This is a genomic window from Streptomyces sp. NPDC046939 (assembly GCF_040644575.1).
In the GTDB taxonomy this organism is placed as follows: domain Bacteria; phylum Actinomycetota; class Actinomycetes; order Streptomycetales; family Streptomycetaceae; genus Streptomyces.
Genome location: NZ_JBEYWV010000018.1, coordinates 55,917 through 82,903, shown reverse-complemented (window position 1 = coordinate 82,903; position 26,987 = coordinate 55,917). Strand labels below are relative to the sequence as shown.

General features: G+C 71.0%; 5 protein-coding genes. All 5 read left to right on the top strand.

Features of this window, described 5'->3' with window-relative positions:
* Nucleotides 1–208: 208 nt before the first annotated feature.
* From ABZ877_RS20680 to fabD, 5 genes are read left to right on the top strand one after another with little or no spacing between them, the layout of a single operon-like run.
* Nucleotides 209–11,641 (top strand): amino acid adenylation domain-containing protein, encoded by an 11,433-nt coding sequence (locus ABZ877_RS20680; RefSeq protein ID WP_361073179.1) that lies wholly within the window; start codon nucleotides 209–211, stop codon nucleotides 11,639–11,641.
* Nucleotides 11,642–11,688: 47 nt separating this feature from the next.
* Nucleotides 11,689–16,203 carry a beta-ketoacyl synthase N-terminal-like domain-containing protein gene (locus tag ABZ877_RS20675; RefSeq protein WP_361073434.1) on the top strand — a complete coding sequence of 1,505 codons (4,515 nt, stop codon included), beginning with the start codon at nucleotides 11,689–11,691 and terminating at the stop codon, nucleotides 16,201–16,203.
* Nucleotides 16,196–24,613, top strand: a complete 8,418-nt coding sequence (locus ABZ877_RS20670) for a type I polyketide synthase (RefSeq protein ID WP_361073176.1) — start codon at nucleotides 16,196–16,198, stop codon at nucleotides 24,611–24,613. Before ABZ877_RS20675 ends, ABZ877_RS20670 begins: the two co-directional genes overlap by 8 nt.
* Nucleotides 24,610–25,674, top strand: a complete 1,065-nt coding sequence (locus tag ABZ877_RS20665) for a ketoacyl-ACP synthase III family protein (RefSeq protein ID WP_361073173.1) — start codon at nucleotides 24,610–24,612, stop codon at nucleotides 25,672–25,674. The genes ABZ877_RS20670 and ABZ877_RS20665 overlap by 4 nt, the downstream gene beginning before the upstream one ends.
* Nucleotides 25,674–26,960: an ACP S-malonyltransferase gene (gene fabD / locus ABZ877_RS20660; protein WP_361073170.1), complete on the top strand. Its 1,287-nt coding sequence runs from the start codon at nucleotides 25,674–25,676 to the stop codon at nucleotides 26,958–26,960. Before ABZ877_RS20665 ends, fabD begins: the two co-directional genes overlap by 1 nt.
* The last annotated feature ends 27 nt before the right edge of the window (nucleotides 26,961–26,987 follow it).

Below are 26,987 nucleotides of genomic sequence, written 5' to 3'. Positions count from 1 at the left end.
CGCTGCGGGAGCCGTAGGGGAGGCGGCCTGTACAGGGGTGCGCTGTTCAACCATGATGCTCGCAGAACTGTCGTGGTCGGGGGGCACGAGTGGTATCCGTAAGCAATGCGAAGCCCGTTTCGTGTGGGCTTGGGTGGACTCCTTGCGTTCATCTGCGTTTCCCTGACGTGGCGTCACGTCCAGGTGACGTGGCAGGAAGGAGTTCGGTATGAGCCTTCGCGCGCTCGCTCGCATGTATGCCGACGGCGAGATATCGACGACCGAGGCGCTGGGGGAACTCGGCAGGCGTCTGGACATCCCTTTGTCCGAGGGGCAGCGCGGTTTGTGGGCGCTCGCCAAAATGGAGCCGGGGACGTACGCGTACAACGTTCCGGTGTGCCTTTCGTTTCCGGACGTGGATACCGAGGCGCTTCAGGCCGCATTCCGCGACACGCTTTTCCGGCATCCGCTCCTCTCGGCCACGGTGCGCGAGACCGATGACGGGCCGCGTCTGTCCCATGGAGATGTGGATGGCTTCTCCGTCGAGTACGTGGACATCTCCGATGTGCCGTCCGATCGAGTGCTGGATTATCTGAAGGAGAGGGCTCGGCGGCCGTTCGAGGTGGGCGGGGGGCCCTTGACCAGGCTGGCTGTCCTGCGTCGCTCCGCGTCCGAGGCGTACGTTCTGCTGGTCGTTCATCACCTCGTGATCGATGGGGTGTCGGGGCGTCTCGTCGTCGACACCCTGTTGAGTTCGTACCGGGCTCGGGTCCAGGGGCGGGATGTGCCGGTCGAGGTGGGCTCCGCCTCGTTCGGGGAGTTCGTCGCGTGGGAGAGGGACGTACTCGCCGGTGAGCGCGCCGAGGAGGATCGTGAGTTCTGGGTGCGGGAGCTCGACGGCGCGGGTGTTCTCACGGGGTTGCCCTCGCAGGTGGCTTTGGAGCCGGACGCGCCCCATTTAGGCGAGGTGCACACCAGTCGGCTGTCGAAAGAGCAGGCCGACGCCGTCGCGGCCTTCACCGCATCGCACGAGATCAGCCCAGGCATCTTCTTCCTGGCGGCCTTTCTGACCTTGCTGCACCGATACACCGGAAGCGAGGACCTCGTCATCGGGATGCCGGTGGCCGGGCGTCCGATGGAGCAGTTCGACCCGATCGTGGGCTGCTTCGTCAACACGCTGCCCGTCCGGAGCAGGCCCAACGCCTCCGAAGAATTTCTCTCGTTCGCCCGGCGCATACGGTCCACGGTGCTCGAAGTGCTTGAGCACGGGAGCTACCCGTTCCACCGGATCGTCGACGATCTCGGTGCCCGGGGCGTGAATCCGCGGTCGCCTCTTTATCAGGTCGTGTACAACTATCAGGATTCCGCTCTCTCCGGATATCTGGGCGAGCGGGCTTGCGCCACCGGCGAGACGGAGTTCGAGCTCGTTGACGGGCTGTATCAGCTCGGTGAATACGATCTCACGGTGGACGTGGCTCCCGGTGACGGGTTTCTGGTGAACTGGAAATACCATCCCGACGCCTTCTCGGCCGACGCCGTCGCGGGCATGGCGGAACACTTCGCCACCCTGGTGGGCAGCATTCTCGACTCGGACGGGCGGTCGCCGATAGGGAATCTGGACCTGCTTGGCGGTGAGGAGCGGCGCCTCCTCACCGAGGAATGGAACCGCACCGAGGTCGACTTTCCCGCGCATAGGACGTGCTGGGATCTCTTCGCGGAGCAGGCGGAGGCGAACCCGGACGCCCCGGCGGTCACCTGCGGGGAGCGGACTCTCACCTATCGCGACCTCGCGGAGCGCAGTGCGGCGTTGGCGCGGGCGCTTCCCCGTCAAGGTGTCGGCCCCGGGGACGTCGTAGGGGTCTGCTACGAACGGTCGCCCGACCTTGTCGTGGCCCTCCTCGCCGTCATGAAGCTCGGCGCGGTGTATCTGCCCCTGGACAGCCGACTGCCGACCGAACGCCTCTCCTACATGGTCGAGGACAGCGGCGCACAACTCGTCCTCTGCCATGGGGCGGTGATGGACAGGCTCGCCGCCATGGGGTCGCGGAAAGCGAGGCTGTATCTGACGGATCGCCGCCAGGATGATGAAGTCGCCCAGGCAGGGGCAGGGGCAGGGGCAGGGGCACGGGCAGCGGCTGGGGGGACGGCCGGCCATGCGCCGGACTCGCGTGCCTCGACATCTTCAGCCGCCTACATCATCTACACCTCGGGCAGCACAGGTAAGCCCAAGGGCGTCGTGGTTCCGCACGCGGCGCTCACCAATTTCCTGCTCGCCATGGCGCGCACGCTGGACGTGGCGTCCCATGACCGGCTGTTGGCCGTCACCCCGCACAGCTTCGACATCGCCGCCTTGGAGCTCTACCTTCCGCTGATCACCGGCGGGCAGGTCTGCGTCTGTGAAGCGGACACGGCCGCCGATGCCACCTTGCTGGCCGACAAGATCGCTGGCTGGCGGCCCACCGTCATGCAGGCCACTCCGGCGACCTGGGCCATGCTGGTGCGCGTCGGGTGGCGGAACACCGAGGGCGTCAAGGTGCTGTGCGGCGGCGACGCGTTGTCCGACAGCCTGAAGGATCAGCTCGTGGCGCGCGGCGAGGCCTGGAACCTGTACGGGCCCACCGAGACGACCATCTGGTCCGCGGCCAAGCGGCTGCGCCGTGAGGAGCCGGTGACCATCGGCAGCCCCATCGCCAACACCCAGCTGTACGTCCTCGACCAGAACATGAGTCCCCTGCCTGTCGGCGTGACCGGTGAGCTGCACATCGCGGGCGCCGGGGTCGCCCTGGGGTACCACCGGAAGCCGGAGCTGACGGCCGAGCGCTTCCTGGACAACCCGTTCGCGCCCGGACGGCTGTACCGCACCGGTGACCTCGCGCGCCGACTGCCGAACGGCGAGATCGTCGTCCTGGGCCGGATGGACAACCAGGTCAAACTGCGCGGTCATCGCATCGAACTCGGCGAGATCGAGGCGGTGCTCAATGCCCGTCCGGAGATCGGCCGAAGCGTCGTTCTACTCGAAAAGCAGGCCGGGTTGTCGGACAGGCTCACGGCCTATTACACCGGGAACACGGTGCATTACACCGGGGACGGGAACGGGGGCGCGCCGGTCGACGTTGCGTTGTTGCGTGCGGAGCTTGCCAAGACCCTTCCCGCCTACACGGTGCCCGCCGCGTTCGTGGCCCTGGACGCCTTTCCGCTCACGGCGCACGGCAAGGTCGATCGGGCGAAGCTGGCCGAGGCGGCTCGGACGGTGCCGCCCCCGGCCGCCGACACCCCGGTGACAGACAACCCGGCCGCCGAAAGTCCGGCGGCCGCGCCCGACGTCGAGCGGACCGTGCGCGGGATCTTCGAGGAGGTGCTCGGCTCGCGCGACATCGATCGTGCCGCGGGCTTCTTCGACATCGGCGGCGACTCGTTCGCGGCCATCGAAGCGGTGGAGCGGATCAACCGCGAGTTCGGCTGCTCGGTGCGACCCACTAGCCTTTTCGCGCACCCGTCCGTCGCGGCGATGGCCCGGCACCTGACGGGGCTGCTGCCTGCTGAGCAGGCACCTGCGGCGCAGCCGGTCGAGCAGCCCTTGCGGCAGCCTGGTCCGCGCCGTGCCACTCCAGCGGCCGATGACCCCCGGCTCGATGATGCGATCGCGGTGATCGGCATGTCCTGCCGGTTCCCGGGCGCCATGGACCACCGCGCGTTCTGGTCCGCGCTCGTGGAGGGACGCAGCGGCGGCACGTCATGGTCGGTCGAGGAACTGCGCGCGCTCGGGGTGCCGGAGGAGCTGATCAGCCGACCCGGATATGTGCCGCAGCGGTCGGTCGTGGACGGCAGGGCGGAGTTCGACGCGGCGTTCTTCGACATCTCTCCCCGTGACGCCGAGTTCATGGACCCACAGGCGCGCTTGTTGTTGCAGCACGCGTGGCAGGCGCTGGAGGATGCCGGATACCGCCCGGAGGACGTTCCCGAGACCAGCGTCACCACGTCCACGAGTACGAACTTCTACCAAGCCCTGCTCCCAGCGCTGATGGCGAACGCGTCGGGCCCGCGGGTCCTGGCGAGCTCGGAGACCTACGCCGCCTGGCTGTTCGCGCAAGGCGGCACCGTGCCCACGATGATCTCCACGAAGCTGGGGCTGCGTGGCCCCAGCATGGCGGTGAGCACCAACTGCTCCTCGGCGCTGAGCGCGGTGCACGTCGCCTGCCAGGGGCTCCTGGCCGGCGATGCCGACCAGGCGATCGTCGGCGCGGCCAGCCTGTTCTCCTCGGGAGAGCTGGGATACGTGCACCAGCCGGGCCTGAACTTCTCGAGCGACGGGCGCAGCCGCGCGTTCGCCGACGGCGCCGACGGCATGTCCGGCGGTGAAGGTGTCGGGGTGGTCGTCCTCAAGCGTGCCGCCGAGGCGATTGCTGACGGCGATCACATCTACTGCCTGATCCGCGGCATCGCGGTGAACAACGACGGCGGCGACAAAGCAGGGTTCTACGCGCCCGGTGTGCGCGGCCAGACCGAGGTGATCCGCAAGGCGCTGGACAAGGCGGGCACGGACCCGTCGACGATCAGCTACGTCGAGGCGCACGGCACGGGCACGAGACTCGGCGACCCCATCGAGGTCGCCGCCTTGACCGAGGCGTACCGGCACTACACGGCACGCAGCCAGTACTGCGCCATCGGCTCGGTGAAGAGCAACATCGGCCACCTGGACGCGGCCGCGGGGATCGCAGGACTCATCAAGGTGGCCCTGTCCTTGCGGCACGGCGAGGTTCCGCGGACCCTGCACTGCGACGTGCCCAGCTCGGAGATCGACTGGGACGAGTCGCCGTTCTTCGTGGCCGACCGGAATCTGCCGCTGGACGGCGACGAGCCCGCACGGGCGGGGCTCAGCTCCTTCGGGATCGGCGGCACCAACGCGCACGCGGTACTGGAACAGGCGCCGGTCGACGCGCGGGCCGCCGGACGCCCCGGGCCTCAGGCGGTGGTCCTCTCGGCCCGCGACAAGGAGCGGCTCGGCGTCCTCGTGCGGCAGCTTCTGGCGTTCCTTCCGGGATACCGGGACGCGCACGGTGACCTGGCGTCGCTCGCGTACACGCTCCAGGTCGGGCGGCGGGCGATGGCCGAACGCGTGGTCTTCGTCGCGGCCGACGTCGACGAGCTGATCGCGACGGTTCAGGAGTACGTCGAGCACGGGGCGCCCGGAACGGTCTTCGAAGGTACGGCCCGACGGCCCGAGGACAAGCTGCTCGACCTCTTCGACCGACCCGGGGAGCTACGAGACCTGGTCGCCAGGTGGGTCGAACACGGGGAGTGGGACAAGATCGCGCCCCTGTGGGTCAACGGCGTCGATGTCGATTGGCGCGCTTACCACGGTGCGAACCCGCCGGTACGGGTCAGCCTGCCGACGTATCCGTTCGCCGGGAAACGGTTCTGGCCGACTGCCGAGGCGGTGCCGGTGCCGGTGCCGGTGCCGGTGTCGGGTTCCCGGGCCGCCGAACTGTTCGACGCGGCATCGTTGCTCGTGGCCGCGGCCGGGCCCGAGAGCGTCGATGCGTTCCTGGCCGGTCGCACGTCCGCGACGGAGGAGATGGACAGCGTTTCGCGCCCGCTCGTGCTCGCACAGCTCGTGGCGGCGGGACTCTTCGACGCGCCCGTTCGTCGTGACCTGAGTGATCTGAGTGAGCTGAGTGATCAGAGTGAGCTGGGTGATTTGAGTGACGTGATCCGGCAGAGGATCACGCCGTCCTTCGTTCAGTGGCTCGACCGTACGGTGACCGTGCTGCTGCATCACGGAGAACTCGTGCACGAGGGCGCGTTAGTGGCGCCCAGGAAGGGTGCGCCAGATCTCGAACAGGCGTGGCGCGCCTGGCGTGCGTGGACGGACGCCCATGCCGAAGATCCGGAGCTGGCGGCCAAGACCGGCCTGATCGAGCGCATGATCGAGGCCCTGCCCGCGATCCTGTCCGGGCGGACGAAGGCCACGGCGGTCATGTTCCCCGGCGGCTCGTTCGAGCTGGTCGAAGCGGCGTACCGGGGGAACCCTACGGCCGACTACTTCAACGACGTGACGGCCGACGCGGTGCGTGCGGAGGTGGACGCCCGCCGCCAGGACGGGGTCCGGCTGCTGGAGATCGGAGCAGGCACAGGCAGCACCAGCGAGCGCGTTTTCGCCCAACTGGCGGGCCGCGATGTCGCCGAGTACCGCTACACGGACGTCTCGAAGGCGTTCCTGATCGATGCGGAGCGGCGGTTCGCCGGCCAGGTGCCGTACGTGTCCTTCGCGATCTTCGACGTGGAGCGGGAGCCCGGCGCACAGGGGCTGGTCGCGGGTCACTACGACATCGTCATCGCCAACAACGTTCTGCACGCCACGAAGGACATCGTGCAGGCAGTGCGTCATGCCAGAGCGCTGCTGCGGCCCGGCGGAGTCCTTGTACTCAACGAACTCGCCCGGAACGACTGGTGGTCCCACCTGACCTTCGGGCTCCTCGAAGGCTGGTGGCGGCCCACGGACGGAAGGCGTATCCCAGGCGGACCCGCGCTGTCCTCGGACTCGTGGCGCGAAGTGTTGCGGGAGTGCGGGTTCGACACGGTCGAACTGTTGGCGGAGCCCGCCCGCGAGCTGGGCCAGCAGGTGCTGCTTGCGCGGGCCGGGTCGTCCGTTCCGCGCCGGGATCCGCGGCCTGCCGAGCCCGCTTCGATCGAGGAGCACGTCCGCGCGGCCGTTGAGCGGATCCTCGCCGAAACGCTGAAACTGAGCGCGGACGATCTCACGGCCGACAAGCCCTTCGCCGACTACGGACTGGACTCGCTCACCGGCGTCTCCCTGGTGCACCGGCTCAACGAGTCGCTGGGCACCGACCTCGATCCGAGCGTGCTGTTCGAGAACCCGTCGGTCAGGCGGCTGACGAGGTTCATCGTGGAAGAGGAGGGCGCCGCCGTTGTGGCTGTGGCGCCTGAGCCGGTTGCGGCACCCGGGCTGTCTGGGGCACCTGAGTTGTCCGCGTCGGCCGGGCGGTCCCTGGGACCCGAACTGTCTGCGGCGACCGGGCGGTCTGCGTCGAACGAGCCGTCCCCGACGACGGCGCGGGCTGGGCAGCCTGCGCCGACTGGGCCGATCGGGCTGACCGAGCCGACTGGGCTGACCGAGCCGACTGGGCCGACCGGACCGACCGAGCCGAGCGCGCGGACCGGGCCGACCGCGCGGACCCAGCGCAGCGCGCAGACCGTGCTGACTGCGCCGATCGCGCAGTCTTCGCCGACCGGGCCGACCGGGCCGACCGGGCCGACCGGGCCGACCGGGCCGACCGAGCCGACCAGGCAGTCTTCGCCGACTGGGCCGACCGCGCCGCCCGGGCAGTCCTCGCCGACCGAGCCGACCGTGCGGACCCAGCACAGCGCGCGAACCGTGCTGACTGTGCCGACCGCGCAGTCTGCGTCGACCGGGTCGACCGTGCAGACCGCACGGACCGAGCCGAGCGCGCCGCCCGCGCCGACCGTGCCGCCCGCACTGTCTGAGTCGACCGAGCCATCCAAGCCATCTAAGCCGTCCAGGCCCTCCAGGTCCTCCAGCCCCTCCAAGCCGTCCAAGTCGGCCAAGTCGGCCCAGATCCCCGACCGTGGCCGCGAGCCCGTCGCCATCGTCGGGATGAGTGGTCGGTTCCCGGGCGCCAGGGACGTCGACGAGTTCTGGAACCTGTTGTCGTCCGGCCGGGACGCCGTCTCGAAGGTGTCTCGTTGGGATCTCGCATCGCTGGGCAGCGTCTGCCTGGACGGCGGTCTCCTGGACGGCGTCCACGAGTTCGACCCGCTCTTCTTCGGGATCTCCGGCGCGGAGGCCCTCTACATGGAGCCGCAGCAGCGGCTGTTCCTCCAGGAAGCGTGGCGCGCGCTCGAGGACGCGGGCCACGCGGGCGAGTCGCTCGACCGCGACCGGTGCGGCATCTACGTGGGCTGCGCCGCGGGCGACTACCTGGACATGACGGGGCCGTCCGACTACCCGGGCCAGGCGCTGTGGGGCAACATGAACTCGCTCGTGCCGTCCCGCATCGCGTACTACCTGGACCTGCACGGCCCGGCGATCGCGGTCGACACCGCATGCTCCAGCTCGCTGGTCTCCCTCTACCTGGCGTGCCAGGCGCTGTGGGCGGGCGAGGTCACCTCGGCGATCGCGGGCGGGGTCTACGTCCAGAACTCGCCGCGGCTGTACCTGGCGGCGTCGCGGGCCGGGATGCTCTCCCCGACGGGCCGGTGCCGCTCCTTCGACCAGGCGGCCGACGGATTCGTGCCTGCCGAGGGCGTCGGCGCCCTGATCCTCAAACGGCTCTCGGACGCCGAGGCGGACGGCGACCACATCCACGGCGTGATCCGCGGAATCGGGATCAACCACAACGGCACCACGAACGGGATCGTCGCGCCGAACGGCACCTCACAGGAACGGCTGATCCGGCAGATCTACCAGGACTTCGACATCGACCCGGCGGGGATCGGGTTGGTCGAGGCGCACGGCACCGGAACCAAGCTCGGCGACCCCGTCGAGTTCCGGGCGCTCGATCGCGCGTTCCGCGGCTTCACCGACGCCGAGGGGTTCTGCTCGCTCGGTTCGACGAAGGCATCCATCGGCCACGCGCAGGCAGCGGCCGGCGTGATCGGCGTCATCAAGGCACTCCTTGCGCTGAGGCATGAGGTGATCCCTGGTCTGCCCCACCACACGGAGACGAACTCCAGTGTGACGTTGGACGGCAGCCCGTTCTTCGTGCATACGGAGCCGAGGCGGTGGGACGTGCCGGAAGGCGGCAAGCGGCGCGCCGCCGTCACGTCGCTCGGCGCGAGCGGAACCAACGCCCACGCCGTCATCGAGCAGGCATCGCAGCCGCCCACGCCACCGCGGAGCGGACAGGACGGGCCCCGTTTGATCGCGCTGTCCGCGGCGACGGAGCACGCCTTGCGCGAGCAGGTGGACCAGCTCGCGCGCCACTGCCGCGAGCACCCGGACCTCGGCATCGGCGAGGTGAGCCACACACTCCTGCTCGGCCGCAGGCACCTGCGGCATCGATGGGCGTGCGTGGTCCGGGATCTCGCGGAACTGGAGAACCAGTGCACTGCCTGGCTCTCCGGGCAGGACGACGATCCGGTGCAGAGCGCGGACGCCGGATTGCAGGCGCTGGCCCGACAGTTCCTCGACGGGGGGTCACCGGATTTCGCCGAGTTGTTCCGCGACCGCCGCTATCGCCGCGTCCCGCTGCCGGGCTACCCCTTCGAGCGGGAACGCTACGCGCTGCCGACCCGCGCGACGGCGAACGACAATCCGCAGCACAACAACGGACCGCAGCACGACGCACCGCAGCACGACGAGGCAGTCCTCACCGGCGACGAGTTCTACCTGCGTGAACACCAAGTCCAGGGAACCGGAATCGCCCCGGGCGCCATGTATCTGCAATGGGCAGCGGCGGCGGCAAGCCGGACCCCGAGTGACGCGGTGCGCCTGGACGACATCGTCTTCCTGCGGCCCCTCGCGGTCCCGGGCGCACCGCGCACACTGCGAGTGGATCTCCGCGCGGACGGCGACGCCACCCGTTTCACGGTGTCCTCCACGGAGCCCGCCGGAGACGACGAGCCCGTTCTCCACTGCCAGGGCGAAGTGTCCGCCACAACCGCCACGACCGCCGCGCCGACGACCGCAGCGCAGGCGCTCGATCTGCCCGCAATGCTCCGGGAGTTCCGGCCCACCGCGTTCGACCCCTCCCGGTTCTACGCCGAGTGGCGGGAACGCGGTATCGCCTACGGCCCCACGTTCCAGGGGGTCGTGGCGGTGCACCGGAGTGACGACGAAGACGCGGTGCTCGCCCAACTGCGCCCGCCCGGCGCGGCGCCAGGAACCATGGACGGCCCCGCCCCGCACCCAGCGCTGGTGGACTCGGCGATGCAGTGCATGCGACTGCTCGACGGCAACGGCGACGGCGACGATCAAGTCGGGTTGGTGTTCACCATCAAGTCGGCCGAAGTCCTCGCCCCCGGAGCGACCACGATGTGGGCCCTGGTACGCCGCGCCCAGGACGCGCGCGGCGCGGACCGGATCGACATCGACCTCGCGACCGACGACGGCACGGTGTGTCTGCGTCTGCGCGGCATCGCGGGCCGTCGAACCGAGCGGACACCGGACCCGGCGGACGACGCCGTCACGCTGCTGCCGGTGTGGGATCCGGCCCCCCTTCATCAGCGGACGGAATCCGCGCCGTGGCCGCAGAGTCCCGCGTCAGTGGGCGTCATCGCGTCCCCAGGACAGGCGCGGGACGTTCTCCTCGCGCGCTGCCCGGGCGCGCACATCATCGCGGACCCGGCGCAGAGCACGTACGACAACCTGGAGAAGGCCATCCGGTCGGTCCCGGAACTGGACCATCTGATCTGGGTTGCGCCTGCGGCCGCCGACGACCGGTCCGGTGCGAGCGTCGTCGAGAGCCAGTCCAGCGGCTCCCTGCACGCCTTCCGCACGGTGAAGGCGCTTCTGGCCGCAGGGTACGGCGATCGCTCATTGGGGCTCACTCTGATCACCGAGCGGGCGCACCCCGTCCATGAGACCGAGGCCGTCGACCCGACACACGCCGGGGTCGCCGGTCTGGCGGGGTCGACCGCGAAGGAATACCCGAACTGGCGGGTGCGGGTGGCGGACGTCGAAGACTACGGCGCGCCCTCTCTCGCCGCGGTGCTCGACCTGGACGCAGACCCGGACGGCAACCTGCGTATCCGCCGCGACGGCCGCTGGCACGAGCAGCGGCTGATGACTGTCGAGCCGGCCGCGCCGACATCGTCCCGGCTGCGGCAGGGCGGCACGTACGTCATCGTCGGCGGGGCGGGCGGCCTCGGCACGGCCATCAGCGCGTACCTGGTTCGCCGGTACCGCGCTCAGGTGGTGTGGCTCGGACGCAGGCCGCAGGACGCGCGGATCGAAGCCGCCATCGCGCAGGCGGCCGGCGCGGACGGGCCCGCACCGCTGTACCTGCGGTGCGACGCCACCGACCTCGCGTCCCTGCGCGCGGCGAAGGACGAGATCGTACGGCGGTTCGGCGCGGTGCACGGCGTCATCCACTCGGGCCTCGTGTTCGAGGGGGCGAGTCTGGCCCGGATGAGCGAGGCGCAGTTCGAGGACGTGCTGCGCGGCAAGGTCGACGCGAGCGTTCGGTGCATGCAGGTGTTCGGCGGTGAGTCGCTCGATTTCGCCTTGTTCCTGTCCTCGATCAACTCCTATCTGAGAGCCATCAAGCAGGCGAACTATGCGGCCGCCTGCACGTTCCTCGATTCCTTCGCACTGACGGTGCGACGCCGCTACGGTGCTGAGGGCAAGGTGCTGAACCTGGGCTACTGCTTCAACAACGCGCCCACCGGGCGCGAACGGAACGCGGTGGTCAGAGCGCAGGCGCCGCTCATCCAGCCGGACGAGCTGACGGCGGCGATCGAACGGCTGTGCGCGGCGCCGGTCAGCAGGCTGACCTTGATGAAGTTCAGTCCCGCGCTTAACGACCGGGGCATCGTGCTGGGCGACGACGAAGTCATCCTCCCCGCAGCCCTGCCGCCGAACGCTGTGCCCGCCGACATCCAGGAAACGGCGGCGGTGCCGGACGGCGTACTGGAGCGGCTGCGCGCCCGCACCGCAGAGCTGACCGCGCTCACGATCTGACCGCGCTCGCGACGATCTGATCGCGGCCTTCGAAGGAGCTGGTGATGATGAAGCGGCTGCTGCTCGACTTCCTCTGGTCCCACCTGTACGCGCTCGGCGCGTTCCGTGAATCCGGGCAGACTCCGGAGGCCGCACGGGAGTCGGCGGGCCTCGCGCCGGGGTATGACGCGTGGTTCGAGGAGTGCCTGCGCGTCTTCGAAGCGGCCGGATACATCGAGCGACGGGACGGCAGAATTCTGCTCGACGCTGCCGTGCGGGACCGGCCGCTCGAACAACTGTGGCGCGAGTGGGAGGCAGTGAAGCCCGCATGGCAGGAGAATCCCGATCTCGCGGCCACCCACCTGCTGGTGGAGACCACCTTGCGTGCGTTCCCCGACATCCTCAGCGGACGGCGACCGGCCACCGAGGTCATGTTCCCCGGGGGATCGCTTGAGCTGGTGCAGAACGCCTACGCGACCAACCCGGCGTCGGCGTTCTTCAACCGCGTGCTGGCCACCGACCTGGTGGCGCGGCTGGAGCGGCGGTCACGAGCCCGGACGGCGGAGGACGCCGCACGGATCCTGGAGATCGGGGCGGGCACGGGTGCCACGAGCGCCGTCGTCCTGGACGCGCTGCGGTCCGCGCGCCTCGACGTGCGCGAGTACTGCTACACCGACATATCGAGGGCCTTTCTGCACCACGGGGAGCGTTCGTTCGGTGCGGAGAATCCTTGGCTGACCTGCGAAGTCCTGGACATCGAGCGCCCGGTGGCGGATCAGGGGTTCGCCCTCGGCGGGTACGACGTCGTGGTCGCCGCCAACGTCCTGCACGCCACCCGCGACATCCGCCACACCCTGCACAACGCCAAGGCGCTCCTCAAGCCCGGCGGACTGCTGTTCCTGAACGAGCTGACCGCGAACAACCTGCTCAGCCAGTTCTCGTTCGGCCTCCTCGACGGTTGGTGGCGCTACGAGGACCCGCACCTGCGCATCCAGGGCAGCCCGCTGCTCTCCACAGCACACTGGCGGCACGTCCTGACGCGGGAGGGATTCCGCGCGATCACCCTGCCCGCGCAGGAGGCCGAGGATCTGGGACAGCAGATCATCGTGGCCGAGAGCGACGGCGTCATACGGCAGGCGACGGCCGTACCGCGCCCGTCAGCGCCGCAAGTGGCGCCGGGACGCGAGAGTCCCGCGCCAACCGTGGCCGATCACAGCGCCGGGAGCGAGCCCGGAGATCGTCTGCGCGCCCATATCGAGGCGGTCGCGCTCGATGTGCTGGCAGCGGCGTTGGACATCCCGCGGACGAGGATCGGGCGGGACGAACCCTTCTCCAACTACGGGCTCGATTCGATCTTCGCGGTCAACGTGGCCCGCACCCTCGGCGGGACGCTCGGCATCGACCTCGACATCACTGTGCTGTTCGAGCACAACACCCTCGCCGAACTCGGCGAGTTCATCGTCTCCGAATACGCCGAGGAACTGCGGGATGCGCTTCCGGCAGAGCCCGCACCGCCGGACCGGACGCCTACTCCTGTCCAGCCTCAGTCTGAGTCTCAGCCTCAGCCCGATCTCGACGATGAGGCCGCGCTCGACGGCATGGCGATCGTCGGCATGTCCGCACGTTTCCCCGGGGCCGACGACGTCGACGAGTTCTGGCGGATCGTCGAGCAAGGCAGACGGTGCATCACCGCGCCGCCGGAGAAGCGTGCGGACTGGGCTTCCTACGGCGACGAGGCAGCCGCGCTGCGAGGCGGATTCCTCGATGGCGTGCACGAGTTCGACCCGCTCTTCTTCCGCATGTCGATGACCGAGGCGCGCCAGGTGACGCCGGAGCTGCGCCTGCTGCTGATGGCGTCGTGGAACGCCGTCGAGGACGCGGGCTACCGGCCGGCCGAGCTGCGGAAGCGGCCGACGGGCGTGTTCGTCGCCACGACGCAGAGCGAGTACCGGCCCGCGGCCACGGACCTGATGAGCCTGCCGTCGCCCGCGATGGTGCCCAACCGGATCTCGTACCTGCTCGACCTCAACGGCCCCAGCGAGCAGTACGACACGACGTGCTCGTCCTCGTTCGTGGCCCTGCACCGGGCGATCCGGTCGATCCGCGACGGCGAGTGCGAGCAGGCGCTCGTCGGCGGGGTGAACCTGGTGATGTCGCCCGCGGGGTTCGGCGGGATGCGGGCCGCGGGGATGCTCAGCCCGAGCGGCGACGTCCGGCCGTTCCAGCAGGACGCCGACGGTACGGCGCGCGGCGAGGGCGTCGCCGCCGTACTGATCAAACCGCTGCGACGGGCCGTGGAGGACGGGGACTTCATCCACTGCGTCGTACGCGGCACCGGTGTGGCCCACGGCGGCAGAGGGGTGTCCTTCACGGCACCGAACATCAGGGGGATGAAGGCCGCCGTCGCGCACGCCTACGCCGACGCCGGGCTCGATCCGGGCGCCGTGGACTACATCGAGACCCACGGCATGAGCTCGCTCCTGGCGGACAGCGCGGAACTGGCGGCGCTCGGCGCCGGACTCCGCAGCAAGGACGACAGCAAGGCCGACAGCGAGGACGGCAGTAAGGACGGCAGCGAGGACGTGACGTATCTGGGCAACCTGAAGCCCTGCATCGGTCACACGGAGGTCGTCTCCGGACTGGCCGCCCTGGTGAAGACCGCGCAGGCCATGCGGCACGGCGTGATCCCGGCGCTCCCGGGCTTCGGGCGGCTGCACCGCGACCTCTCCCTCAAGGGGACGCGGCTGCGCATCGCCGCGCGGAACCTGCCGTGGCCCGAGCGCACCGACGACGCCGGTCGGCCGCTGCCGCGCCGCGCGGGCCTGCACAGCTTCGGGATCGGCGGCGTCAACGCGCATGTGGTGCTGGAGCAGCACGTCGCCCCCGTGGACCGGGACGACGACCCGGGTCCGCAGGTCCTGGTGCTCTCGGCGCGGGGCGTCGACGCGCTGCGCGAGCGGGCGCGCCGCCTGATCGACCGGTTCGTCGCGGCGGATCCGCGCTCCTGGGCGGACATCGCGTACACGTTGCAGGTCGGCCGGGAAGCGATGAGCTGCCGACTGGCGTTCGTGGCGCGGAGCACCGACGACGCCGCCCGCGTTCTGGGCGGTTGGCTCGACGGCGACCCGGACACGCTCGCCCGCGTGGCGTTCGCCGACGGCGTCGATCCCACTGCCGCCGCCGAGGGCGACGGGATGCCGCCGCGGCTCGACCAGGTGGCGGAACAGTGGGCCGAGGGCACGTCCGTGGACTGGGACCTGCTGCATCACGGCGCTCGGCGCAGGCGGATCCCACTGCCTGGATACCCCTTCGCACGGCTGACGTGCTTCACCGAACAGGCACAGGCGCAGGAGCAGCCGCAGCCGCAGGAGCAGGCACCGCGGCCGGATCAGGCATCACCCACCCTCGTCGGCCCTCCGGACGCCGAAGCCTTCGTCGCCGACCTCGTCGCCTCGGTTCTCGGCCTGTCGCGCGACGAGATCGACGGCACGAGGTCGCTCGCCGACTACGGTCTCAACTCCCTGCTCCTGGTCGCGATGCTGGGCCGGATCCGCAGCGTGTTCCCGGAATTCCAGCCGGGATGGTGGCAGCCGCACGACACGCTGAACGACGTGGTCGCGAGGCTGCCCGTGGCGGCGGCCCGCGCCACGCGCGCGTCGGCCCCGGAACTGGTGCACCTCAACGGGGCGACCGAGGGCCGGCCGGTGTTCTGGATCCACGGCGCCCTCGCCGGCGTCGAGTCGTACCGCACGATCGCCGAGCGGATCGACCGCCCGTTCTACGGCATCCAGGCCCGGGGCCTGCTGACCGAGGACGCGCCGATCGAGGGCGTCACGGCCATGGCCGAGTACTACACCGGGATCATCCGCTCGGTGCAGCCCGAGGGACCGTACGACATCGGTGGCTTCTGCCTCGGCGGCATCGTCGCCTATGAGGTGACCCGGCGGCTCCAGGCGCAGGGCCAGGACGTGACCTCGTTGACGATGGTGGACTCGCCGGACGAGACCGGTCTGGCGAAGTCGAACGCGAACGGGTTCCAGTCGGCGCGGAGCGCGGCTCTGCAGGTCGTCAACTCCCTGCTCTGGCCGCCGGGGGAGAAGGACCCTGCGGCCCTGCGCGACCGCCTCATCCACCGGGACGAGGTCGCGGAGGAGCTGGACGAGGACGCGTTCGTCCTGCGGCTCGCGGACTTGGCGGCCGGGCGTGGGCTCGCCATGAAACCTGCTCAGATCGCACGGTTCATCCAGCGCAATATGGCGATCCAGCTCGCCTACCGGCTCGGCGAGCACACCATCAGGCCGCTGCCGCGACCGGAAGCCGTGGTGTGCACCTACTTCCGCAACCGGCGCGGGCTCTTCCTGGGCGAGACCGAACCCTACTTCCAGGTCGTCGGCGAGACCTTCTCCCTCGACCACGTGAACTACCAGCAGGACTGGGAGCGCGAGCTGCCGGGACTTCGCCTGGTGGAGATCGACGCCGCGAACCACATGACGATTCTCAACGACGCGGGACCGCTCGCCGCGATCGAGGAGACATGCCTGGCGCTCTACGCGTCCGACGAGATCGGGGCTCCCCGTGACTGACCAGACCGCCGCCGCCCGGACGTACGGCCGCCACGAACCGGTGGCGATCGTCGGCATCGGCTGCCGACTGCCGGCCCGGATCGAGGACCCGACCGCACTCTGGCAGGCACTGCTCGGCGGCGTCGACGCGGTGCGCCAGGTGCCTGCCGACCGGTGGAACGCCACCGCGTGGGCCGACGCGGAGGCGTCAGGACGGGCGGCGAACCGCCGAGGCGGATTCCTCGACGACGTCACGGGATTCGACGCGGAGTACTTCGGCATCCCACCGGCCGAGGCACGGCAGATGGACCCGCAGCAGCGGATCGCCCTGGAGGTGGCGTGCGCCGCCGTCGAGGACGCGCGACGTTCCACGGCGAGTCTCGCGGGCACGCGGACCGGCGTCTTCATCGGCGCGATGTGGCAGGAGTACGCCCTGTTCACGCAGGGCGCGGCCGAGGCGATCCACGCCCACTCGGCCATCGGCTGGGACAACTCGGTGATCCCGTCCCGGATCGCCTACGCGCTGGGGCTGCGCGGCCCCGCGATGGGCGTGACGACCGCGCAGAGCTCCTCCTTGGTCGCGGTGCACCTGGCCGTGCAGAGCCTGCGCTCCGGCGAGTCGGACTTCGCACTCGCGGGCGGCGTCAACCTGATGCTGCACCCGAACACCTCGGTGGCCATGACGAAACTCGGCACCCAGAGCCCCGCCGGCCTGTCCCGGGCCTTCGACGGCGACGGCGACGGCTACGCCCGGGGCGAGGGCTGCGCCGTGGTCGTGCTGCGCCGGCTGTCCGATGCCCTCGCCGACGGCGACCGCGTCTACGCGCTGGTGCACGGCAGCGCCGTCAACAACGACGGCGCGACCGACGGCCTGACCGCCCCCGGCCACGAGGCGCAGACGGAGGTGCTGCGCTCGGCGTGGGAGAACGCGGGCGTCGCGCCGTCCGCGGTGGCGTACGTCGAGGCGCACGGCACGGGCACGCCCCTGGGCGACGTGACGGAGGCGGGCGCGCTCGGCACCGTGTTCGGGGCCGACCGGCCCGCCCCGCTGCGCATCGGCTCGGCGAAGACGAACTTCGGCCACCTCGAACCGGCGGCCGGCGCGCTCGGGCTCATCAAGGCCGCGCTCGCCGTGCACCATGGCGTCATCCCACCGAGCCTGCACTTCCGCACGCCGAACCCGCGCATCGACTTCCCCGCCGAACGCCTGGAAGTGGTCACCGAGGCAACCGCGTGGCCGGGCGGGCCGCGCTTCGCTGGAGTGAGCAGCTTCGGATACGGCGGAACCAACGCGCATGTCGCCGTCGGCGAGGCGCCCGGGACCGCGCCGGTGCCGGACCCGCCGGACGCGGACGGCCCGGTCTGCCTGACCGTGTCCGGCACGAACGCGCACGCGCTCGCACGCAACGCCGCACGCCTCGCCGACCACCTCGGACAGTCGTCGCCCGAGGCAAGGCTGTCCGACGTCGCCCACTCGCTGGCGACGACACGCACACAGCACCCGACGCGCGGCGTGGTCATCGCAGGAACGACGGACGAGGCGGTGGCCGGTCTGCGGGCACTCGCCTCGGACGAGAGCCACGACGCGGTGGTGACGGGCGCGGCCGTCGAACGCGGTCGCGTCGCGTTCGTCTTCCCCGGCCAGGGCGCCCAGTGGTGGGGGATGGGCCGGTCGCTGTGGGAGCAGAACGACGCGTTCCGCGAGGCCGTGACGGCCTGCGACGACGCCCTCGCCCCGTACACCGGTTACTCGGTCGCCGCGGTGGTGCGTGGGCAGGACGACGGTTCCGCGCCGTCCTTCACGCGCACGGACGTGGTGCAGCCCGCGTTGTTCGCCATGTACGTCGGTCTCGCCGCGATGTGGCGCGCCTGGGGCGTCGAGCCCTCGGCGGTCGTCGGCCACAGTCAAGGTGAGGTGGCCGCGGCGGTCGTCAGCGGGGCGTTGAGCCTGGCGGACGGCGCCCGCATCGTGGCGTTGCGCGCCCGGGCCGTGCACGCACACGCGCCGGACGGAGCGATGGGGCTCGTGGAGCGCCCGGTCGGTGAGGTCCTGGAGAAGCTGGCGCCCTACGGCGAGGCGCTGTCCGTCGCGGTGGTGAACACCGCGCGGTCGACCGTCGTGGCCGGGGACGCCGAGGCGGTGGACCGCTTCCTTACGGAGATGGAGGCCACCGGCGCGTACTGCCAGCGTGTGGACGTGGATTACGCGTCGCACAGCCCGCACATGGACGCGCTGCTGCCCCCGCTGCGCGAGCAGCTCACCGGGCTTGCCCCCACGGACGCGGGGATCGCCTTCTATTCGAGCGTGACGGAGCAGCGGGCGGCCGGTCCCGAGCTCGACGCGGACTACTGGTGCCGCAACTTGCGCGAGCCGGTGCGCTTCGACCGCGCGCTTGAACGCCTGCGAGCGGACGGGTTCGGGGTCTTCGTCGAGGTGAGCCCGCATCCGGTGCTCCAGATAGCCCTGGCGCAGGGAACCGAGGCCGACGGGTCGGCCGTCGTGGTGGGCAGCCTGCGCCGCAATCACGGCGGGATCGAACAAGCGCTGCGGGCGCTCGGAGAGCTGCACGTCCAAGGGGTGCCGGTCCCATGGAAACAAGTGTTCTCGGCGTTTGATACGCGCCGGGTGGACCTTCCGACGTATGCGTTCGAACACCGCAGCTACTGGCTGGACGAGCACGACGACCCGATCCCGGTCGCCGACAGTGCTTCGTGGCGCGCGGACGTGATGGCGCTGCCCGGACCCGAGCGCCTGGGAGCGATGGTCGCGCTCGTCACGGAGGAGGCCGCGGCCCTGCTCGGCCGGCCCGCGGAAGGCGTGCGCCCCGACGCGACATTGCGTGACCAGGGTTTCGACTCGCTCATGGTGGTCGAGCTGCGCAACCGGCTCAGCGCACGGACCCGGGTCGCGCTGCCCACCGTACTTGCCTTCGACTACCCCACACCTCAAGCGATCGCGGCACTGCTGCTGACGCACGCGGAGGAGCGGTACGAGGCCCCGGACGTCTCGACCGACGTCGCGGCGACGCCCAGCCGGTCCGACGACGACTCCGACGATGACGACCCCGTCGTGATCGTGTCCATGGCCTGCCGGCTCCCGGACGGGATCGACACGCCCGAAGCGTTCTGGGACCTGCTCGTCGACGGCCGCGAAGCCTCGTGCCCGTTCCCGCGGCGCTGGGACGGCTGGGATCTCAGCACGCTGGAGGAGACGGAGCGCGACGCCACCGGCAGGCGCTTCGAACGCAAGGGAGGATTCGTACGGGACGTCGAGGACTTCGACGCGGCGTTCTTCGGGCTCAGCCCGCGTGAGGCGCTGTCCCTCGACCCGCAGCAGCGGCTCGTCCTGGAAGTCGTGTGGGAGGCGTTCGAACGCGCCAATCTGCCCGCCGCCTCCCTCGAAGGCAGCAACACGGGCGTCTACCTCGGCGCGATGAGTTCGGACTACGACGTCGCCCGGCGCTGGGACGTCGGGAGCAGCGACGGCTACAAGATCACCGGCAACGGGTCGAGCCTGATCTCCGGGCGCGTGGCCTACACCCTCGGTCTGTCCGGCCCCGCGCTCACCGTCGACACCGCGTGCAGTTCGTCGCTCGTGGCCCTGCGCCTGGCGTGCGAGGCCCTGCGCAGCGGCGAGTGCGACCTGGCGCTCGCCGGCGGAGTGACCGTGATGAGCACCCCGCAGATCTTCGTCGAGTTCAGCCGTCTCAACGGGCTCGCGGCCGACGGCCGCTGCAAGAGTTTCGCCGACGAGGCCGACGGGACGAGCTGGGCGGAAGGCTGCGGCGTCCTGGTGCTCAAGCGCCTCTCGGACGCGCGGCGCGACGGTGACCGTGTCCTGGCCGTGGTGCGGGGCACCGCCATGAACCAGGACGGCCGGGGCCAGGGGCTCACCGCGCCGAACGGCCTCGCACAGCAACGCGTGCTGCGCGGCGCCCTGGCCGACGGGGGACTGACCCCGGCCGACATCGACGTCGTCGAAGCGCACGCGACCGGCACCGTGCTCGGCGACCCCATCGAGGCCGGCGCCCTCTCCGCGGTGTTCTCGGGCCGCCTGCGCCCCTTGCACCTGGGATCGGTCAAGTCCAACATCGGCCACGCCCAGGCGGCCTCCGGCGTCATCGGCGTCATCAAGATGGTGCTGGCGCTCCAACACGAGCGGCTGCCCCGCACCCTCCACGCGGAGAAGCCGAACACTCGCGTCGACTGGAGCGGCGGCGAACTGGCGCTCCTGCAAGAGCCGAGGCCGTGGCCGCGGACACGGCGGGTCCGGCGCGCCGGCATCAGCTCCTTCGGTATCAGTGGCACGAACACGCACGTCATCATCGAAGAAGCACCGTCGACCGCACCGGCGCCCGCACCGGCGACCGCACTGGCCACCGCACCGGCGACCGTCGACGCGGACCAGCCCGGCGAGGATCTCGTCCACCCCTTGGTGATCTCGGGCACCGACGCGGACGCCTTGCGTGCGCAGGCCCGGCACTGGGCCGACTGGCTCCAGACGCGGCCCTCCGCGCCGATGCGGGACATCGCCTACACCTCCGCCGTCGGCCGTACGCACTTCGACGCGCGCGCCGTGGTTTTCGCGGGCAACGCCACGGATGCCGCCGAAGCCTTGCGGGCGGTCGAGCCTGCCTCCGGCACGGCGCGGGGGAAGGTCGCCTTCGTCTTTGGCGACGGCGACGGCGACGGCGGTGGCGGTGGCGGTGGCGGTGGCGGTCAGGATGCGCAGCCGCCAGGGACGAGCCGGAAACTCCTTGAGCAGAGTGCGGTGTTCCGCGACACCGTGGCGGAGTGCGACGCGGTCCTCTCGCCGTTGACCGGCTGGTCCGTGCTCAAGGTGTTGCGCGGCGAGGAGGACGCGAACGGTGAGGACGTGCTGCCGTGCATACTGTTCGCGACCTCCCTCGGACATGCGGCGCTGTGGCGCAGCTGGGGCGTGGAACCGGCGGCGGTGGTGGGCGACGCGCAGGGTGAGGTCGCCGCCGCGGTGGTGAGCGGGGCGCTGAGCCTGGAGGACGGCGCCCGCGTCGTCGCCCGTCGTGCTCGCGCGCGCTCGGGGGACGCGGACGGCGGCGCGATGCCAGGGATCGTCCCTTCCCGGGCTTCCATCCCCTTCCATTCGAGCCGGACCGACCACGCGTTGGAGCGGCTGCGCGGTGACGGCTTCGGAGTCTTCATCGAGGTCGGTCCGCCCGCTGATGAGAGTGGATCGGGCGGGATGGACCAACTCTGGCGAGCGGCCGCCACGTTGTTCGAGCGGGGCTTCCCTCTGGACTGGGAGCGCGTCCTCGGATCCCGTGGCGCCCGCAAGGTCGACGTCCCGACGTACGCGTTCCAACGCCAGCGCTTCTGGCTCGGCGAGCTACCGGCCGGGCTCGTTACGGTGACAGGCAGTCAGCCCACACACGAACACCCGTGGTTCGGCGCGATCACGACTCTCGCCGGCGGCGGCGGTCACCTGTTCACCGGCCGGCTGTCGCTGGACGACTCCCCGTGGCTGGCCGATCATGTCGTCGGCGGGCAGGTCTACGTGCCGGGCGCGGGCTTGATCGACGCCGCGCTGTTCGCCGCCCGGACCGCGGGCGCCGACGCCGTGGCGGACCTGACGCTGCTTGAGCCGGTCGTCCTCCTTCCGGGCCGCGCGCTGCGCATTCAGGCCACCGTCGGCGATCCGGACGCGCACGGGCGGCGCCCCTTCGCGTTCCACAGTCAGCCCGAGGACACGGACGAGCCGCTGACCTGGCAGCAGCACGTGACCGGAGAGTGCGTGACCCACGCGCGCGCCGACGCCACGACGCCGCCGCCGGACATCGAGAACTGGCCGGTGCCCGAGGCCCAGCCGCTCGACGTCGAAGCCTTCCACGGACGAGCCCTCGCGAACGGGCTCGACTACGGCCCGGCTTTCCGGGGACTGCGCGAACTCGCCCGCCGCGACGGCGTCTACTACGCGCGGGTGTCCCTTCCGGACGCGCTGGACCCGGCCGGCCACGGCCTGCATCCGGCACTGTTCGACGCGGCACTGCAGGTCGTCGTCGCCGGGCTGATGGAGGCGGGTGCGGCTCATGGGCCGCTCGTCCCGTTCATCTGGTCGGACGTCGAGCTATTCCGTGCCGGGGGCAGAGAACTGACCGTACGCGTGTCGTTCGCGTCCGGCGGGGACGAGGGCCTCGCCCCTGCCACCGTGTGGCTGACGGACCCGGCAGGCCACCTGGTGGCCCGGATCGGCGGGCTCCAGTTCCAGCACGGCAGACGTCGCGGACACCCGTTCGCCGAGCACCTCTACCGCGTCGGCTTCGCACCCGTGGACCCCGTGGACCCCGTGGCCGAGACCTTCGACCCTGCGGGCAACCTCGTGGTCGGTGACGCCGAGTTGGGCGCGGGGCTCGGCGCCGACGTCGTACCCGACCTGGACGCCCTCGTGAAGCGGCTCGACGTCCGGGCGGACACGCCGCGACGGCTGCTGTTCGCGCTGCCTGGCGGCGCGTCCGCTCAGTGGTACGACGCGGAACGCACCGCCGCCGAAACGCTGCGGACGCTTCAGTTGTGCCTCGGCGATGCCCGGCTCCAGGGCACCGAACTGGTCTGGATCACCCGTGACGCCGTGTCCTCGAACCCCGGCGACGGGGTGGGCAATTGGGCCGATGCCGCCGTGTGGGGCATGGTGCGTACAGCCCGCACGGAACAACCTGAGCGCGTCCTGCGCCTGATCGACCTCGATCCCGGTACCCCGGACTTCCGGCCCCTGGCACGCGTGATCGCGAGCGGCGGCGAGCCGGAGTGCGTGCTGCGCGGCGAGACCGTTTACGTGCCACGGGCGAGGCCGACCGCAGGCGAGGTCGACGCGCTCGTCCTGCCGGATGAAGGAAGCTGGCACCTGTGTCAGCGGGAAGACGATCAGGTCGATGTGGCCGCCGCCCCGCACGACGAGGGCGCGCCGGAGCCGGTCGGGCCGGGGGAGGTCCGCGTCGAGGTGCGCGCCGCCGGGGTGAGCCCGGGGCACGCTCAGGTCCTGGGGTTCGCGGGGATCGTCGTGGAGGTTGGTAGCGGCGTCACCTCCCTGCGCCCGGGTGACCGGGTCATGGGCAGTGCGGCAGGCGCGCTCGGCAATCGGATCAGGGTGGACGCTGCCGCCCTCAGGCCGATGCCCGCGAACCTCACCTTCGCGCAGGTGGCCGCCGACCCTTCCCCGTACGACGCGAAGCCGGACAACAGGACGTTCAGCGCCTTCGACGTACGCGACGCGCCGTACGCCCTGCGCCACGCGCGGCAGAATGCCGCACATAGGACCGTGCTGACCTTGCCACGCGCCCTCGACCCGGACGGCACCGTGCTGATCACCGGCGGTCTCGGCGAGCTCGGCAGCGCGCTCGCCGCGCACCTGGTCCGCGCGCACGGAGCACGGCGGCTCGTGCTGCTGTCGCGGCGCGGTGGCAACGCCCCCGGAGCCGGTACGTTCGTGCGGGAGCTGGAAGCCGCGGGCGCCGAGCGGGTGGACCTGGTCGCGGGCGACGTCGCGGACCGGGCCGCAGTGGCCGCCGTACTGGATGGGATCGACCCACACCACCCCCTCACGGCCGTGTTCCATCTCGCCGGCGTGCTCGACGACGGCCTGGTGGAGGGCTTCACCGCGGAGCGGCTGCACCGGGTGATGGCACCCAAGGTCGAGGGCGCACGCCTCCTTGACGAGTTGACGGAGCGCCTTGACCTGGCCGCGTTCGTCCTCTTCTCCTCGGCGGCCGGAACGCTGGGCACAGCGGGACAGAGCGGGTACGCCGCGGCGAACGCGACGCTCGACGCCCTGGCGGCGAACCGGCGCAAGCGGGGCCTGCCTGGACTCAGCCTCGCGTTCGGGCTCTGGGAACAGGCCGGAGTGGGCATGACCGCCCACCTCGGCAAGGCCGAGCTCGGACGCCTGCGGCGGCAGGGGATCGGCGCGCTGACCTTGGCCGAGGGCCTGCATGCCCTGGACGTGGCGCTCGCGCGGCCCGAGCCCCACCTGATGCCCGTGCGCCTGGAACTGGCGTCGTTGCGCCACGCACTCGGCGACGCGGAAGCGCCTCCCTTGCTGCGCGACATGCTGAGGCGCACCACTGACAGGCGGGACGCCGAAGTCACCGAGACCGAGGAGTCGTTCGACACGCGGATGGCGACCGCCTCCGAAGCCGAACGAGCGGCTCTCCTGCTCGGCCTCGTCCGCAGCGAGGCCGCCGACGTACTCGGCCTGCCCGGACCCGACAGCGTGCCGGCCGACAGAGCACTGCGTTCCCTCGGGATCGACTCGCTCACCATGGTCCAGTTGCGCAAGCGCCTCGCCAAGCGGCTGGACACCACGCTGCCCGCCACCCTGGTGTTCGACCACCCGACCCCCGACGCGATCGTCGGGCTCCTGCTCCACGACGCCACCACCCTGAAAGGCAACGAGAAGTGAAGACAGAGGCCCTGTTCATCGCGGGTGTCGCCACCTACCTGCCCCCGGCGACCAAGGTGGAACAAGCCGTCTCCGACGGCCGGTTCGACGCCCAGGACGCCGAGGACACGCAGCTGGAGTCGGTCTGCGAGGCCACGGACGAAGCCCCGCCCGAGATGGCGGTGGCCGCCGCCAGGAACGCCCTGGCACGGTCGGGCCATCGGGCCGAGGACGTCGCGCTGCTGCTGCACGCCTGCGTGTACTTCCAGGGCCTCGAGCTCTACCCGACGGCCTCCTACATCCACCGCGAGGTGCTCGGGGACCATTCGGCGCTCGCCTTCGAGGTCAAGAACGCCTCCAACGGCTGCATGACCGCGCTGGACATCGCGGCCCGCTCCCTCGCCGCCACCGACGACGTGGCGGCCCTTGTGACCACCGCCGACAAGGTCAGTCCGCCCGCGATCGACCGCTGGAACAGCGACATCGGCATCGTCCCCGGCGACGGCGCGTCGGCGATGGTGCTCAGCAAGAGGTCCGGGTTCGCCCAGGTGCTGAGCACCTCCACGGTGTCGGATCCCACCCTGGAGGGCCTGCACCGTGGCGACGCGCCCTTCACGCCTCACCACGACCCCACGCACCCCGTCGACCTGCGCGTGCGCAAACTGCAGTACCTGGGAGACGTGGAGCTGGACGAGTTCACCCGCCGATTCCGGGCCGGTCTCAGCAGTTGCGTCGAGCGAGCCCTGCACGACGCGGGCGTCCGTCAGAGCGACGTGGCCCGGTTCGTCGTTCCGCACTTCGGGCGCACCGTGCTGCAGCGCGAGGTCCTCGCCGCACTCGACATCGACCTCGACCTCACGACCTGGTCCTGGGGCCGCACCGTCGGCCACCTCGGCGCGGGCGACCAGATCGCCGGACTCGGCCACCTCGTGGAGGAGCGGGCCGTGGACGCCGGCGACCTCTGCATGCTGCTCGGCGTCGGCGCGGGCTTCACCTGGACGTGCGCCGTGGTCCGGATCGTAGAGCTTCCCGAATGGCCGACGCCGCAGGCCGACATCGATCTCGGGGGCGGAAGGATCTGATGCGCTGCTACGTCTTCCCAGGCCAGGGCACCCAGAAGAAGGGGATGGGACGCAGCCTGTTCGCACGGTTCCCCGACCTCCGTGACCGCGCCGACCGGGTGCTCGGATACTCGATCGAGGAGCTCTGCCTGGACAACCCGGAACGACGGCTGGCCGAGACCGCGTACGCGCAGCCCGCGATCTACGTCGTCAACGCGCTGCACTGGGCGGCGGCGCAAGAGGACCTGCCGCCCGCCGACTTCTTCGCGGGACACAGCCTCGGCGAGTACAGCGCACTGTTCGCGGCCGGCGCCTTCGACTTCGAGACCGGCCTGACGCTGGTGCGACGCCGCGGGGAACTGATGAGCCAAGTCAGCGGCGGCGCGATGGCCGCGGTCGTCGGCGTCTCCGAGCGGATCGTCGAGGAGACCCTGAAGCGGCACGATGCCACGGGCGTCGTCATCGCCAACTACAACGCGCCCGAGCAGTTCGTGCTCTCCGGCAGCCGGGAGGAACTGGCGCGGCTCCGGCCGGTCTTCGAGAAGACGGAGGGCGTCCGGGGCTTCGTCCCGGTCCGGGTCAGCGGCCCCTTCCACGCACCGGCGATGGCCCCGGCCGCCGCGCGCTTCCGCGAGGTGCTGGCCTCGGTCGACGTGGGCGAACTGCGGACACCGGTCATCTCCAACGTGACCGGCCGGCCCTTCGGCCCCGATGCGCGGGAAGTCCGCGATCTGCTCGCCGAGCAGATCGCCAAGCCCGTCCGCTGGACCGACTGCATCGGATACCTGCGGGACGCGGGCGTGTCGGCCTTCACGGAACTGGGCGAATCGAAGGTGCTGACCTCGCTCATCGACCGGATCACCGCCGCGGAGGAGCCCGCGCCCGACCCACGCCGGGACCTGGACCCACGCCAGGACCTGGACCCGCGCCGGGACCTGATCGAGCGGATCAAGCGCGAGGTCCTCCAGCCGGAGATCGGCGACGAGGCGCTGGGCTTCGCCGACGACGCGTCGTTCCGGCAGCTCGGCCTGAACTCCATCATCTACGTCCGCCTGGCCCGCCGCGCCGGGAAGGTCTTCGGCGTCCCGCTCAAGCCGGACGTCATCTTCCAGCACCGTTCCTGCGCCGCCCTGGCGGACCACCTCCTGACCCGCGACGACCTCGACGGAGCCGCCGCGGCGCCCGAGGCCCCGCCCGCGCCCCTGCGCGAGTACCAGGACGAGCGGGTGACGGCCCTGCTGCGCGACTGCGCGAACGGGTCCCTCAGCGTGGACCGGACCGTCGAGGCGATCCGCGCCCTCGCGTGACGAGCGCGGAACGCGCCCATGGGCGCC

Bases quoted from the DNA above. Each gene is read 5' to 3' on its own strand.
- ABZ877_RS20680 (WP_361073179.1), top strand. From the start codon at position 209: ATGAGCCTTCGCGCGCTCGCTCGCATGTATGCCGACGGCGAGATATCG.
- ABZ877_RS20675 (WP_361073434.1), top strand. From the start codon at position 11,689: ATGAAGCGGCTGCTGCTCGACTTCCTCTGGTCCCACCTGTACGCGCTC.
- fabD (WP_361073170.1), top strand. From the start codon at position 25,674: ATGCGCTGCTACGTCTTCCCAGGCCAGGGCACCCAGAAGAAGGGGATG.